At 32.5% G+C, this 14,416-nt stretch carries 13 protein-coding genes; 1 reads left to right on the top strand and 12 read right to left on the bottom strand.

What is annotated here, in order from left to right:
* Positions 1 to 28: 28 nt before the first annotated feature.
* The gene (locus ACXX80_RS14195) at positions 29 to 874 is read left to right on the top strand and encodes a DUF2911 domain-containing protein (RefSeq protein ID WP_458553776.1); all 846 of its coding nucleotides are present in this window, start codon (positions 29 to 31) and stop codon (positions 872 to 874) included.
* Between the two features lie 258 nt (positions 875 to 1,132).
* Here ACXX80_RS14195 and ACXX80_RS14190 read toward each other — a convergent pair whose 3' ends face one another.
* The 12 genes from ACXX80_RS14190 to ACXX80_RS14135 all read right to left on the bottom strand — a co-directional run bounded on the left by ACXX80_RS14190 (position 1,133) and on the right by ACXX80_RS14135 (position 14,248).
* The gene (locus ACXX80_RS14190) at positions 1,133 to 2,857 is read right to left on the bottom strand and encodes a sodium:solute symporter family protein (RefSeq protein WP_458553774.1); all 1,725 of its coding nucleotides are present in this window, start codon (positions 2,855 to 2,857) and stop codon (positions 1,133 to 1,135) included.
* A gap of 122 nt (positions 2,858 to 2,979) precedes the next feature.
* Complete coding sequence (locus tag ACXX80_RS14185; RefSeq protein WP_458553773.1) at positions 2,980 to 5,511, bottom strand: PIG-L family deacetylase; 2,532 nt, start codon at positions 5,509 to 5,511, stop codon at positions 2,980 to 2,982.
* A 142-nt stretch (positions 5,512 to 5,653) separates the two neighbouring features.
* Positions 5,654 to 6,190, bottom strand: a complete 537-nt coding sequence (locus ACXX80_RS14180; RefSeq protein ID WP_458553771.1) for a hypothetical protein — start codon at positions 6,188 to 6,190, stop codon at positions 5,654 to 5,656.
* Between the two features lie 175 nt (positions 6,191 to 6,365).
* A complete protein-coding gene (locus ACXX80_RS14175; RefSeq protein ID WP_458553770.1) occupies positions 6,366 to 6,863 on the bottom strand; it encodes a hypothetical protein in 498 nt (165 codons plus the stop codon).
* Positions 6,864 to 7,041: 178 nt separating this feature from the next.
* On the bottom strand, positions 7,042 to 7,359 hold the full coding sequence (locus tag ACXX80_RS14170; protein WP_458553768.1) for a hypothetical protein: 318 nt from the start codon (positions 7,357 to 7,359) through the stop codon (positions 7,042 to 7,044).
* Between the two features lie 193 nt (positions 7,360 to 7,552).
* On the bottom strand, positions 7,553 to 9,373 hold the full coding sequence (locus ACXX80_RS14165; RefSeq protein WP_458553767.1) for a hypothetical protein: 1,821 nt from the start codon (positions 9,371 to 9,373) through the stop codon (positions 7,553 to 7,555).
* 115 nt (positions 9,374 to 9,488) lie between these two features.
* Positions 9,489 to 10,688 carry an AI-2E family transporter gene (locus tag ACXX80_RS14160; RefSeq protein ID WP_458553765.1) on the bottom strand — a complete coding sequence of 400 codons (1,200 nt, stop codon included), beginning with the start codon at positions 10,686 to 10,688 and terminating at the stop codon, positions 9,489 to 9,491.
* A gap of 190 nt (positions 10,689 to 10,878) precedes the next feature.
* Entirely contained in the window at positions 10,879 to 11,409 is a 531-nt protein-coding gene (locus tag ACXX80_RS14155; RefSeq protein WP_458554107.1) for a mechanosensitive ion channel domain-containing protein, read from the bottom strand.
* Positions 11,410 to 11,421: 12 nt separating this feature from the next.
* Positions 11,422 to 12,006, bottom strand: a complete 585-nt coding sequence (locus ACXX80_RS14150; RefSeq protein ID WP_315207712.1) for a Maf-like protein — start codon at positions 12,004 to 12,006, stop codon at positions 11,422 to 11,424.
* On the bottom strand, positions 11,999 to 12,922 hold the full coding sequence (locus ACXX80_RS14145; RefSeq protein WP_458553763.1) for a geranylgeranylglycerol-phosphate geranylgeranyltransferase: 924 nt from the start codon (positions 12,920 to 12,922) through the stop codon (positions 11,999 to 12,001). Before ACXX80_RS14145 ends, ACXX80_RS14150 begins: the two co-directional genes overlap by 8 nt.
* Positions 12,923 to 12,963: 41 nt before the next feature.
* Positions 12,964 to 13,491: a KdsC family phosphatase gene (locus ACXX80_RS14140; protein ID WP_458553762.1), complete on the bottom strand. Its 528-nt coding sequence runs from the start codon at positions 13,489 to 13,491 to the stop codon at positions 12,964 to 12,966.
* Entirely contained in the window at positions 13,475 to 14,248 is a 774-nt protein-coding gene (locus ACXX80_RS14135; RefSeq protein ID WP_458553760.1) for a Rossmann-like and DUF2520 domain-containing protein, read from the bottom strand. Before ACXX80_RS14135 ends, ACXX80_RS14140 begins: the two co-directional genes overlap by 17 nt.
* Positions 14,249 to 14,416 lie beyond the last annotated feature (168 nt).

The raw sequence follows: 14,416 nt of genomic DNA, 5'->3' as shown, positions 1-14,416 counted from the left end.
AAATTTGGAAATCATAAAAATTTAAAACATGAAAAAAATAATCATTGTATTTGCCATTATTATAGCAAATTTTACCATTGAGGCGCAGGTAAAAACACCTCAATCCAGTCCAAAATCTACCATCATGCAAGCAGTAGGTTTGACAGATGTAGAAATTAATTATTCAAGACCAAGTGCCAGAGGAAGAGCCGTTTTTGGTAATTTGATCCCTTTTGGAAAAGTATGGAGAACTGGCGCTAATGAAAATACAACTGTATCTTTTAGCGACGATGTTGTTATTGATGGAAAAACGTTGAAAAAAGGAAAATATTCTTTGTATACTATTCCAAAAATAGAAAGCTGGGAAATAATTTTTTATAAAACTACTGATAACTGGGGGAATCCAGAAGAGTGGAAAGAAGAAAATGTAGCGCTTAGAGCAACTGTTAAACCAGAAACTTTAAATAGAAGTGTGGAGACATTTACTATTGGAATCAGTGGTTTAGATAACAATTTTGCTTTTTTAGAAATATACTGGGAGAACTCGTATGCAGCTTTAAAATTTGAAGTGCCTACTCAACAAAAAGCAACGGCTAATATCGAGAAAGCATTAGCAGGACCAACTGGTGCTGATTATTTTTCTGCTGCTCAATTTTTATTCCAATCGAATGGTGACAATGCAAAAGCATTGGTTTATGTAAATAAAGCGTTGGATATGTCTAAAGACAAACCATTTTGGTATAATAGATTGAAGTCATTGATTCAAGCTAAACTTGGAGATAAAAAAGGAGCAATCGAAACTGCAAAATTATCTCTTGCAGCAGCTGAAATTGCTAAAAACCAAGACTATGTAAAAATGAATAAAGATAGTATTGCAGAGTGGAGTAAGAACTAATTACTCTATCTTTTTTATATAAGAAGATCCCGTCTCTATTTAGAGACGGGATTTTTTTTGAAATTTTGGACTGGGTAATTTATTAAATGTTTGCATATAGATTATCCATGGGATCATCATTACTTGGTCAGTTCGCTATTGCCAGTTTCTGCGGAAGAAGAGATTTTTAAATAAGAACTTCTGCAGTAAAAAAAATAACCGCATATTCACAGATTATTAATATCTAAATCTGTGAATATGCGGTTAATAATTTTTTATTTAGGCTGTTATCGCTCTCTGTTTTCTGAAAATGGTCCACTGCAATAATAACGAAATCACAATTGTTAGCATCGCTCCGATGAAATTTAGCCATAAATAACCCAGTTTTTCTTCTCCGCTTGGAAAGATGTAAATGGCGTAATAGTAAATGATAAAAATAGTAAGCTGACTAATAACGGCGCTGTAGAATATAGCTTTGGATTGGACTTTATGGATATAAAAACCAACTAAAAAGATTCCTAATACAGTTCCGTAAAAGATGGATCCAATGATATTTACCAACTGAATTAAATTTTCAAACAGCGTCCCGATGCAGGCAAAAAGGATTGCAATAATTCCCCATAATAAGGTAAAGAATTTAGTTGCATACAGATAATGACGTTCTGATTTTTCTTCTTTTACATTTCGTTTGTAAATATCAATTGCTGTAGTAGATGCTAATGCATTCAGTCCGGAAGCGGTCGATGACATGGCCGCTGAAATGATAACGGCAAGCAATAAACCAATAAGTCCTCGAGGTAAATAATTCAGGATAAAGTGAAAAAACACATAATCTTTGTCATTAGTTTCACTGTTGCTGTCGGCTTTTAGAATTATTTCTTTGGCTCGATCTCTCAAATCTTTTTCTTTATTAGACAAAGCCACTAATTCTTTTCGAAGGATTGGATTGTCATAATCCTGATTCAGCTGATCGATGTACAACAAGTTTATTACTTTTTTATCTTCGGACAAATCGTCTAGTTTTTGCTCTAAAGCATTGTATTCGCCTTTATAAACCGATTTTTCAATCAAGGCTTTGTTGTTTGGATTAAAATTTAACGGTACAGGATTGAATTGAAAAAAAACAAAAACCATAACTCCAGTCAATAAAATGAAGAACTGCATAGGAACTTTTAAAAGCCCGTTCATAATCAGTCCCATTTGACTTTCACGAACGGATCTTCCTGATAAATAACGTCCTACCTGAGATTGGTCAGTTCCAAAATAAGCCAATGCAAGGAAAAAACCTCCTGTGATTCCGCTCCAAAATGTATATTTTTCTTCTGGGTCAAAAGAGAAATTGACAATGTTCATTTTGTCATTTGCTCCAGCTATGTGAAGTGCACTGGTAAATGTCATATCATTAGGCAAATAATGTAATATCAGAAAAAAGGTGATAAACATTCCGGACATAATCACAAACATTTGCTGTTTTTGTGTTACGTTAACGGCTTTGGTTCCACCAGAAAAAGTATAAATGATGACTAAAACACCGATAATAATATTCATGTAGGTAAGATTCCAACCCAATATTGCCGATAAAATAATCGCTGGAGCGTAAATAGTCAATCCGGTTCCAAGACCTCTTTGGAACAAGAAAAGAATGGCTGCAAGGGAACGTGTTTTTAAATCAAATCTTTTTTCGAGGTACTCATATGCGGTATAAACCTTGTATTTGTGGTATAAAGGGATAAATGTGACGCAAATTACAACCATGGCAATTGGCAGTCCAAAATAGAACTGCACAAAACCCATTCCATCATGATAAGCCTGTCCCGGAGTAGAAAGAAATGTAATGGCACTAGCTTGAGTTGCCATCACGGAAAGCCCTACAACATGCCAAGGAGTTTCATTGCTTCCTAGAATAAAGTCTTCTACATTTTTACTTCCTTTGGTTTTCCACGCGCCATAAATTACAATGAAAAGTAATGTAAAAATGAGTATAATCCAGTCAAATAATTGCATAATTTAAGCGTATAATTTCATGATGAGACAAAATATCAAGATGTAAATAGCGTTGGCTACAAGCACCCAGGTATAGTTTTTCTTCCAGGTTTTTATTTTTTTTGTTTCCATTTCAGACTGGTTTAGTTTTTGATTTTTTGTGGAGGAACGGTTTCGGATGATTTCAATGAGATGATATTTGAAATTAATTTATATGCACCAGTAACACCCTCAGGTAATTCTCTAAAAAAGCTTAATCCCGTATAAATATAGTGCCCTTTTCCGTAAGGAGCTATCAGCAAAGCGCCATTTTTAGGTGTTTCTCCTTTATCATTTGAAGATAGAATAGGAGTGAAGGCTTTGTCGTACTCACTTGGATAATATAATCCTTGTTCTTGTTTCCAACCTTGAAAATCTTTGCTTGTAATTTTGTTTGGAAAATTCAAAACGGGATGGTTTGGAGCTAAAAATCGAACTTCGGCATCTTCTTCGGTTACACGGTCGCGGGACAGTTTTAATGGATAAGGTGCGATATTTTCGGTTATAAGATCACCAGCAGTATTGTACTGAACGAGCATTGTTTTTCCACCTTTCACAAAGTCAAAAAGTATCGTTTGTTTATTTGCTAATGCTGTAACGGTATTATAGGCACGAACACCAGTCATTACTACATCAAAGTTTTCTAATTTCTCGGGTGTTATTTCTTCGGGTTTAAGCAGCGTAACAGTGTATCCTAATTGCGTCAGACTGCTTGGAACTTCATCTCCAGCACCCATAATATATGCAATTCTCTCTTCGTTGGTTTTTAAATCTGTTTTGATGCATTTGGCTTCAGCCGATTTTAAAACTTGCTGTTTAGTGATGTGGTCATAATTAATGATAATTTGTTCTTTGTCAAATCGTTTATTGTCAATTATCGCCACGCTTTTAGCTACAGCTTCTTCGGATTTATTTGGCGCAGTTACTTCAAAATAAACAATTTGTTCCGTTCCCTTTTTAAGTATATTGAAAGGAATGGATTTAGGTGAAACATTCCAACTTTGAGGCAGTTCAAGTTGTAGATTTCCTTTCACGGCATCTTTACCCGCTTTGATTTTTACGCCTACGTATTTTATTTTTGTATCTTTAAAAAGCAATACTTTGTCTACAATTGAAGTGGTAACCTCAGGAACGATGTCGAGATAATTATACACTTCTCCTTTTACATCATCATTGTATTTATAAACTATAGTTCGCTCAAACGGGATTTCGATTCCGTTTATTTGAACGTTAAAAACTATTTTAGCTTCTCGAATAATATCCGGAATTCCTATGTTTTGTTGTTGGTTTACGGCATACATCCCAACGGTTCCATTTTCTCGTAACCAATAGGGTTGTGTGTAGTTAATTGATTCTGGTAATTTTAAATCTAAGTTGATATTATTAAGAATATTATTTTTTAACTCGCGATTTTGAGGTGTATTTGTTTTTTCTGGCAAAGTGGTCACGCTCATTAATTGTATTGGCGATGAGCTTCTGTTAATGGCTTCAAGTTTCAATTTAATAGTGCTTCCGGGAGTTGCTTCCTGATTTTGGGCTACGGCTTCAAGATACAAACCGGAACAAGCCGCTATAATTTCTTTAATAGCTTCGGATTTTAGTGGTGCCCAATGATTTTCGTCCAAAGCTTTCATCATAGCGTAGGCTTTCGCCAAATTTAGAATACTTGCCGAAGGATTATTATGGTCGAATTCATTGGCAATAGTAGTCAATAAATCTCCAATGGCTTTTCCTCCTTTTACACGGTTCCAAGAAGTATCAATTCCTTCAAAAAGTGATTTTTTTTCTTTTAAAGCACTTCCATTTATAAACTCTAAATATTCCGTTTCTTCGCCACGCGCACCAGTGCTTCCAAAACCTTGAGATTGATGACGGCTGCGACTTAATGCTGCTATTTCCTGATTTGATTTTCCTAATCCGGCATAGTAAACTCCTGTTTGCAACGCAATTAAATTCGTTTTATCGGCAGCATTAAATTTTTCGATAGTTCCATAAAACCACCAAGAAGTATTAAAAAACTGGCGTTTGGCTTGCCAAGGTTTTACAAATTGCAATTGTTCCGGAAAAATAGTTGGATTATTGGCTAGTTCAAAACTTTCTACGCTCAACATTGCCGATGATGTATGATGCCCGTGTGTAGTTCCTGGAGAGCGATGATCAAATCGATTGACAATTACATCTGGTTGAAATTTTCTGATGGCCCAAATAACGTCTGCCAATACTTTTTCTTTATCCCAAATGGCTAATGTTTCTGTTGGATTTTTGGAAAACCCAAAATCATTGGCACGGGAAAAAAACTGTTCTCCGCCATCAATTTTTCTAGCTTCGATAAGCTCTTGTGTTCGTATCACTCCCAATAATTCGCGTAATTGTGTCCCTATTAAGTTTTGACCACCATCACCGCGTGTCAACGATAGATAGCCAGTTCTTGCTTTTTGTTCATTGGACAAGTAAGAAATTAATCGAGTATTTTCATCATCGGGATGTGCTGCTATATAAAGTACCGAACCTAGGAAATTAAGCTTTTGGATTTGATTGTAAATTTCAACAGAATTTGATTTTTGGGGTTGTTGCGCATTTGTTATTTGGCAACATAAAAGAAATATTAGAATAGCTGATGCGTATTTTTTTTGCATTTTTTAAAATTTGATTTGCAGTAACTTCAAATGTAGGAATTAAATAATTTCTTGTGAAATGTTTTGGGTTTTCTTTAATAATAAAAAAAAAGAGAGAGAAAACCAATTTAGGTTCTCTCTCTCTTTTTAAATAAACAGGTGATTAATCTCTATCTCGTCCGTTTCCATTTCCACGACCATTTCCATGTCCGTTGCCGTTATTTCTATTATCGTGTTTTCTGTATTCTCTATGATTATCATTATCATAACTTCTATGATTGTCATTATCTCTATGCTTTACATATACTCTACGGTTATTATTATAGCCTATATTTCTTTGTTCTCTTCCATGATATCCTCTGTAATATTTTACTTTATGATTCTTAAAGTGGCTATATGGTCTCGAACCATGATAATCGTTTAATACTACCTTGTACCCACCATATAAATCATAGTTTCTATATTGATTTGGTAGGTATCTTGAACGTATCCATCTTCCTCCACCAAAATAAATGAACTGTGTTGCTCTTACATCATAATAAGCTTCTACATCCGGCAAATAGTAATATTCTGCTTCTGCATATCCTACTGGTCCCCATGATGGAGCTCTACCAATATTTACATTAACTGAAACTTGTGCTTGTATTGTGCTTGATGCAAAAAGTATAATTCCTAAGGCGATTAGTTTTAATGTTCTCATTTTTTCAAATATTTAATTAGTAATAATTTTTTTGTAATAGCTCGTTTTGCGTTGCTTTTTAAATAAAGCCAACAACTGTGCCAAAATTAAAAAGTTAACATTTAAATAAGGTATAGGGCTAAAAAAAGAGAGCCTCATTGCTGAGACTCTCCTTATAAATTATATGAAATCAGTATTAATGTTTTCCATTTCCATGGCCATTATTTCCTTTCCCACCTTTATTTCCATTTCCTTTATTTCCATTCCCATTGTTCCCATTACTTTTGTATACTTTGTTATTACTACTACGATTGGAACCGATAGATTTTTGAGGTTTACCTTTGTATCCTTTGTAATATCTTACTTTATGGGTATTAAAGTTACTGTATGGGCTTGAACCATGATAATCGTTTAGTACTACTTTATAGCCATTGTATAAGTTATAGTTTCTGTATTGAGTAGGCAAGTTTCTTGAACGAATCCATTTTCCTCCACCAAAATAAATAAACTGTGTGGCTCTAATATCATAATATGCTTGAATGTCCGGCAAATAATAGTAATCTACAGAGGAGTAACCAACTGGACCCCATGCTGGTGGACTACCTATATTTACATTTACTGAAACCTGTGCTTGCATCGTATTTGCTGATGCAAAAAGTATAATTCCTGCGATGATTAATTTTAATGTTTTCATTTTTCAAAATTTTAATTAGTAATTAATATATAGTAATTTTCAGTTACTGTATTTTCTCGTTTTATGATTAAGCCAACAACTGTTACAATATCAAGTAATTAAGATTTTGCTGTGTTATTTTACTTCATAAAAAAAGGAAACGAATTTTCGTTTCCTTTTTCTACAGTTATAAATTTATTTACAATAAAAGTATCAATAAAAGGATAACTATTATAATTGCACCTACAGATAGATATACACCATTTCCTGTAGATTTTAATTCTGCTTTAATAGCACGTACTTCTTTACGTAGTTCTTTTTTTTCTGAAGAATTCAAAGAAGATTTATCCATTGCTTTTATTTCGTCAAGACGATTAAGCAACACTTTAACTTCTGCAGGAACTTCTTTTGGGTTATTTGAAACCGAAGTTGGGTTTTTTTCAGCAGCTAACATTTGGGTTGGAACAATACTTAATGACAATACCATCATCATTAAATAAAAGGTAACTTTTTTCATTTCTTATAGGGTTTTAGTTATTAACTTAATTATACTATAAATGTAAGCAATATTAACAGATGTAATCTTATATAATTATAATATTAAATTATATAATTTACACTTTTTGATAATGATTGCTGTTGTAATGTTTTTAAAATTAGAGGTTTAAAACGGTTTTGTCCGAACTAGAGATTACGGGACGTAGCATTCGTCATTTAAAAATCACAGTACGTGGCTTGCCTAATTCAAAATCCTGAAAACCAAAATCAGTGGTTTCAAAAGAGTTGGTTTTGAAAATATTTTCGCCATTACCTGGTATTGATGGATAATAGGAAAGTGAAATTTGGAAAGAACTAAATACTAAAAAATCATTGTTTATTATTAATCCAATCCCAATTTTAGAATATGCTTTATTTTCCAATAATCCTTTTTCAGGATTTCCCATCATCGCAACTGAATAGTTAAAATAAGGATTTAATCGAAAGCCCCAAAGATTCCATGGCGCATACGCTTGAGTTTGTAAAGTCAGTATTGCTTTTTCGGTACCATAATAAGCACTATTAAATCCTTGAATACCGTAATTTTCATTAATATTAAGTTGATCGCCAATAACGTTTACGCGATTAGAACCAATAATTAGTTGTGGTTTGATAAACTGTCGCAATTTCCATTTTCCAAGACTAATCAATTTTGTAAAGTAATTAGCTTGAAAAGAAAAAGCATTCTGTTTCGTATTTGATTTTTCTAAAAAAGTACCCAACTCAAAATTGGCACTTAGAAATCCCCATTTATAAAAATTTCCAAATGATGCCTGTGCCCCTAAATAGTAGCGACCTTGATTGTTTTTATGTTGATAGCCAGAAGTTATTCCAAATATTTTTCCAATGGGTACATCTTCAATAATTCCGTTCTTGAAAATATAGCTATCTTGAACGAACTTACGGGAGGTGATACCAATTCCTATAAGTGAAAATTTTTCATCAGAATAAAAATCATTTGGATCGTAATCAATTGTTGGACTTTCTAAGTATTTTACATTTAAAAACCGACCAGCAACGACTAAATTTGTAGTTCTGTCACTCTCGGTATTACTTTTAAAAATCCTAAAGGCACGACCAAACCATAAATCCTGTGAGTTGTATTTGAAATTTTGGTAAGCAAATGCTGCATTACTATCAGGAAGTGTATCTTTTCTAAACTGTTTGTCAAAATAGATTCCGCCAGCCCATTTTGTAAATGGAGAATAAAATAATCGTTCAATATTGATGCTTTTACCATAATAATCATCTAAATCAATACGATAATTTACAGTAGTTTTAATGAATGTATTTTTGAAGTTGGGAATAGTGTACGCAACGCGATAAGCATTTTTACCATCACTGAATCTGTTTCTGAACTCATTATTAAATTCATGACCAGAACCCAGAATATTTCGATCATTCAGTTTAAAATTACTTACGGAACTTGATATGGAACCCTTTGGGATTATACTCCACGAATCTAAAACCCGAATGTAAATATCTACGGAATCCTTATTGTTTTTAATCAATTGCGGAGATACATCAACGCGACTGATATAGCGCTGTGTTCTTATTAAACGTTCTGATTCTTTTACTAGTAAGGAATCTAAAGGCTTATTTTTTTTGATAAGCAATAAATTCTTAATTGCAAGTCTGTTCGTTTTAATGTGAATTCTGTTTCCGGTTCGTTCAGCCCAATTTCTAGCTTTTTTTGTAGTGTCAATTTCTGAATAACCAAATGGGTCTAAAGTAACAATATTGATGTTTCGGATAATTTTTCCTTCAAAATTTTTGAATTTTTTCGGGACTACTTTTTTCTTTTTGCTTTTTACATTAACTGGTCTGAAAACTAATTTATGAAGGAGTTTGGTAAATTTATTTTTTTTGGAATAGGTCTGGATTTGTTTATACACTTCTGAAGAATCTTTTCCCTTTTTGTCTACTTGAGAAAAAGAAATCTGATAACAGCAGAAAATCAAAATAATTAGAACCAGGCTTTGTTTTTTAAACATGATAAAAAATAATAATTTTAAACATTGTTAACGAAACAAAAGAAAAATCTTTTAAGTATTAGTTCGAATTAACAAAATTCAGAATTTGAATAGTCGAAATATACTATTTTAAAAATTATTCATTGGTTCTAGTACTGTCATTTTCGGTTGTAGTTTCAGTAAATACTGGAACTACAATATCAGTCTTGATAACTATTTTTTTTGGTGTTGAATCAGAATCAAACAACGGTAATTTAATATTGCGCCAAGTATATGTTTTGGGTAAATGATCTCCCATTAGGTATCCCCAAGGTTCTAAAGATTCCACTCTATCAAAAATCACTTTGAGTATTGCCAGGATAGGAAGTGCTAAAAACATACCAGAAACTCCTGCAATTGCGCCACCTATGATAATTCCAATAATCGATACAAAGGCGTTTATTTCTACTTTAGAACTTACAATCAAAGGAACCAAAATGTTATTATCAATTAACTGAACAATTATAGTAATCACGATTACGCCAACAATTATCGATAAATCCGGAGAACCTGTAAGTGAAGCTACAATACTCAGCACTCCCGCAAAAAGGATTCCTATGTAAGGAATCAAATTTAAAATTCCTGTGATAATTCCCAATAAAATAGCATATTTTACACCAATGACCATAAACCCAAGTGTAGTCATTGTTGAGACTAAAATCATTTCAATAATTAAACCTACGATGTAACTGTTGATTGCTACTCTTATGTTTGTCAATATATCTTTTAACTGCTCATGATTCTCTTTTTGGAATAACTTGGATAAAAACAGTAAAAAATGGGTTCTGTATAAAAGAATTAAAAAAGTATAAATAGGTATTAATGTCAAATTTACCAAAGTATCCGTAAACGACATTAAAGTGGTACCAATTAACTCTTTTCCTTTTTCCATGGAATCCTCAGTTGCAGTATCGATATATTGTTTTTGTTCCCAAGAACTTAAATGAAAATTGTCTCTGACAAATCCTTGAATATTGCGGAGATGAATGTTGATGTTTTTTTCAATTTTATCAAAATCAGCTGCAAAATCGCTAATTTGAAAAGATAGAAAAACAAAAAGTCCAATGAAGATCAATACAAATAAAATTACTGCTATCATCACCGCCAAAACATGCGGAAAATAGAGTTTTGATTTAAAAAACTGAACAATTGGATACAATAAAATAGCAAATAAAAACGACATCATTATGGGAACTAAAATATCCTGACCAATATAAAAAATAAAAATCAGAGCTATTAAACCCAACAAAACAAGGGTTAGTTTGGCATAAAATGGAAATTTTAAGATGTCATTCATATTCTATTATTTTTAAAATAACGTATTTACTATTCAATTATGAATCGTATTGTTTCTAATTGACAAATATGAAGAATTAAAGAAATTAAAGTATTATATATTTCTCATCAATAGTTGTAAAATTATCACTTTTAATCATTTGATTTACAAAATAGAATCATTTGAGAATTAAATTTTTATTAAATGCTGATTAATCCATGAATTCTTTATCATCAAAATGGTCTTTCAGTATCGAAATCCCTTTTTGCAAGAGCAGATTGTTTGGATAAATGATTTTTTCTCCATCAATAGTTTTTAAATACACATGAAAAGCACCAATATCCTCAATCTCTGCTTCAATGGGAAAGTCTTTATCATGGATTTTTATAACATCTCCAATTTTAAACGGAAAAGAAAAGAACAAAATAACACCTGATGTGATGTTACTTAAAATAGACCATTGGGCAAACATAGCAACACCTACAACGGTTGTGATGGAAGAAAGTGCAATAAAAATATCTTTGGTCTGAACTCCCCAAATTATTATTAAGGCAATAGTTACCAAAATATTGATAAGTAAGTGAATGTATTTAATGACTAAATTGGTTCGATGTTCCAGAGTTTGGTTTGATTTTGCATAGCGTAGTACCAGTTTTGTAGAAATAATACGAAATAATACCAGTAAAATTCCCAGAATTCCAGTTGCAATCAGTTCTCTTGTGTATTCTTGAAAAAAGGCCATGTTCATGTTTAATTACGCTAATTTAATCAAATATTCATACACTTTGTCTGTAGGCATTCCCATCACATTTGCATACGAACCTTCAATTTTTGAAACACCTATAAAACCAATCCATTCCTGGATACCATAAGCTCCGGCTTTATCATAAGGTTTGTAGTTTTCTAAATAATAATGAATCGATTCGTCGCTTAATTCGTTGAAAGTAACTTTGGTAACCTCATGTATTACATCTGCTTTCTCATTGGTTTTAAAACAAACAGAAGTGATTACTTCGTGTGTTGTATTTGATAATGATTTCAGGATTTCAAAAGCATCTTGTTCGTCTTTTGGTTTACCCAAAGCCCTATTGTTATGCCAAACTATGGTATCGCTGGTAACTAGGATTTCATTTGGTTTTAGTTCTCCTTCAAAAGCACTGGCTTTCAATACGGCTAAATAATTAGTAATTTCCTCTGCTTTCAATTCCGGGGGATAAACTTCTTCAATTTCTTTCAATCGAATTTCAAAATTCAAGTCTAAATCCTTGAAGAATTGCTGGCGTCTCGGTGAACCCGAAGCCAGAATTAAAGTGTACTTTTTTAATTTATTTTTAAGCATTGTATTTTATATTTAAACTTATAACAACAATAGATAGAATTCCAAATAGCAGAATCCATTTTAACAGCATACTCAGTGTATGGAACTCTTTTTTAGATTTTGCAGTCCAAATTTTTACAGTAAAATAAAGCAATGGTCCTACAACAAAAAGCAATAAATATACAGTTGTAAATACTAAATCAAGAAGGTATTTATTGATGTAATACAGCATAAAAAGAATAGGAATGAAGCTCAGTCCAAAAACTATTTTTGCAGTTCTAGATTTGCCTATTGCAATTGGCAATGTATTCATTCCTTGGTTGTAATCACCATCAACATCTTCAATATCTTTAACTATTTCCCTCATGAAATTAAGAAAAAAGGTAAACAGTGCGTAGTCTAAAAGAATAGAAAAAACAATTCCCATTTGTTGTTGGTTTCCTTCATGAATCGTTGGGAATAAATCAAAAATCCCAATGATAACAACGCTAAAAGAAAGCAATAATGCAACGATAATATTGCCAATAACCATCATTTGTTTAAGGCTTGTCGCGTACAAATAAAGTGTTGCTGCAAGCATAATAAAAATAGATGCAAAGCCTGGTTTCAATATAACGTTTGACAAGTAAAAACCAATGGCTACACCAGTAACAGTAAGTCCAATGTATAGATTATAAGCATTGGTTTCAGAAATGGTTTTGCCTACAATTACATTGTTAGGTTTGTTTATAGTATCAGTATTTTGGTCAAAAACATTATTGATAACATATCCTCCAGCAGCAATTAAAATAGTTGATAGAACCAATAATCCATATTGCCAATCAGCTAATGCCAAAGGAATATCTTGAAATTTAAAAAAAACATACCTGAAAATAAGTTGCATAAAAGCAAGCATCATTAAGTTCTGGTATCTGATTAGTTTTAAAAATGGAAACATTGATGTTATTTAAAATTTATAATTTAACATTTAAAATAGTACTAATCGTGTTTCCCATCAAAATAAGCCATCCATTTTCCTTGTGCTTTCATCACTTGTTCTATCACATCTCGTGCAGCTCCTTTTCCTCCATTTTTATGTGAGATATATCTGGAAATAGCTTTGATTTCAGGACTTGCATCTTGTGGACAAGCGGGTAATCCTACTAATTTCATCACGTGATAATCCGGAATATCATCGCCCATGTACAAAACGTGTTCTGGATTGATATTGTAAACATCAGTATATTCATCAAATGTTTCTACTTTATTTGGTGTGCCTAAATGAATATCTGTAATTCCCAGATTTTGTAATCTAATGCGAACACCTTCATTGCTTCCTCCCGAAATAATACAAACGTTATAACCGCTTTCTACCGCGGCTTTCATGGCATAACCATCACGAATATTCATGGTGCGCAAAATCTCTCCTTCATTGGTTACAAAAACAGAACTGTCAGTAAGTACGCCGTCTACGTCAAATATAAACGTAGTAATATCATTCATTATTTCTTTATAACTTTTTGCCATTATGCTGTATAGATTGTGTTAGTGTTTTATAAATTTTAAGGTGATTTTCATTGGATAAAAAAGCCTCATGTGCCTCGATTGTTGCAGTGTCATTGCGTTTAGCCGGTCCAGTTTGAGCTTCTGACGGCGAAAGTAACATTATTTTTTGAGCTGTTTCTGTAATTAAAGGAGTTAAAATTTCAAAAGGAACCTGATGTTCCTGACAAATTTCCTGACCTATTTGGTACAAATGATTCGTAAAATTATTGACAAAAACTGCCGCAACATGCAATGCTTTTCTCTGTTCGGAGTTGATAGCAAATATTTTATCAGAAATTGATTTGGCTACTTTATCCAATAATTGATAATCCGTTGCATTTTCGCTTTCTAAACAGATTGGAATAGTTCTAAAATCAACTGCTTTGTTTTTAGTAAAAGTCTGTAGGGGATAGAAAACTCCTTTTCGGTTATTGTCATCCAAAGCATTCAAAGAAACACTTCCTGAGGTATGAACCACCAAGCGATTTTTGAAAGGAAGTTGCGAAGAAATAGCAGCAATCGCATCATCAGAAACGGCAATAATATACAAGTCAGCTTCAGCTAAAGCATCTAAATCATTTGTAATCTGACTTGAATCGAGTAGGTGAGAGACGCTTCCCGTTTGTCTCGAAAAAACTTGAACCAATTCAATTTCAGCTCCCATTTTTTGGGAATTTTGGAATGCTGCAATCAAATGTTGTGCTACATTTCCTGAACCAATAATAATAACTTTAGTCATGGGACAAAATTAGCAAAAAAATATTAAGAGTTTTATTCAATTTTGGATTAGCTAATAAACTGTAACCCCAATTAAAATATACTTTTATTCCAAAAAATGAAGCTACTTAATTTTGGATTAAATTAACAAATGTGCGAATATAGAAGTCAACATTTTTAAGTACTTTTG

It is taken from the genome of Flavobacterium sp. GNP002 (genome assembly GCF_054343795.1).
This window is presented reverse-complemented; position numbering and strand designations above follow the sequence as displayed.

What these genes read in the sequence shown, in the direction of transcription:
- ACXX80_RS14195 (WP_458553776.1), top strand. Translation starts at nt 29, where the DNA reads ATGAAAAAAATAATCATTGTATTTGCCATTATTATAGCAAATTTTACC.
- ACXX80_RS14190 (WP_458553774.1), bottom strand. Translation starts at nt 2,857, where the DNA reads ATGCAATTATTTGACTGGATTATACTCATTTTTACATTACTTTTCATT.
- ACXX80_RS14185 (WP_458553773.1), bottom strand. Translation starts at nt 5,511, where the DNA reads ATGCAAAAAAAATACGCATCAGCTATTCTAATATTTCTTTTATGTTGC.
- ACXX80_RS14180 (WP_458553771.1), bottom strand. Translation starts at nt 6,190, where the DNA reads ATGAGAACATTAAAACTAATCGCCTTAGGAATTATACTTTTTGCATCA.
- ACXX80_RS14175 (WP_458553770.1), bottom strand. Translation starts at nt 6,863, where the DNA reads ATGAAAACATTAAAATTAATCATCGCAGGAATTATACTTTTTGCATCA.
- ACXX80_RS14170 (WP_458553768.1), bottom strand. Translation starts at nt 7,359, where the DNA reads ATGAAAAAAGTTACCTTTTATTTAATGATGATGGTATTGTCATTAAGT.
- ACXX80_RS14165 (WP_458553767.1), bottom strand. Translation starts at nt 9,373, where the DNA reads ATGTTTAAAAAACAAAGCCTGGTTCTAATTATTTTGATTTTCTGCTGT.
- ACXX80_RS14160 (WP_458553765.1), bottom strand. Translation starts at nt 10,688, where the DNA reads ATGAATGACATCTTAAAATTTCCATTTTATGCCAAACTAACCCTTGTT.
- ACXX80_RS14155 (WP_458554107.1), bottom strand. Translation starts at nt 11,409, where the DNA reads ATGGCCTTTTTTCAAGAATACACAAGAGAACTGATTGCAACTGGAATT.
- ACXX80_RS14150 (WP_315207712.1), bottom strand. Translation starts at nt 12,006, where the DNA reads ATGCTTAAAAATAAATTAAAAAAGTACACTTTAATTCTGGCTTCGGGT.
- ACXX80_RS14145 (WP_458553763.1), bottom strand. Translation starts at nt 12,922, where the DNA reads ATGTTTCCATTTTTAAAACTAATCAGATACCAGAACTTAATGATGCTT.
- ACXX80_RS14140 (WP_458553762.1), bottom strand. Translation starts at nt 13,491, where the DNA reads ATGGCAAAAAGTTATAAAGAAATAATGAATGATATTACTACGTTTATA.
- ACXX80_RS14135 (WP_458553760.1), bottom strand. Translation starts at nt 14,248, where the DNA reads ATGACTAAAGTTATTATTATTGGTTCAGGAAATGTAGCACAACATTTG.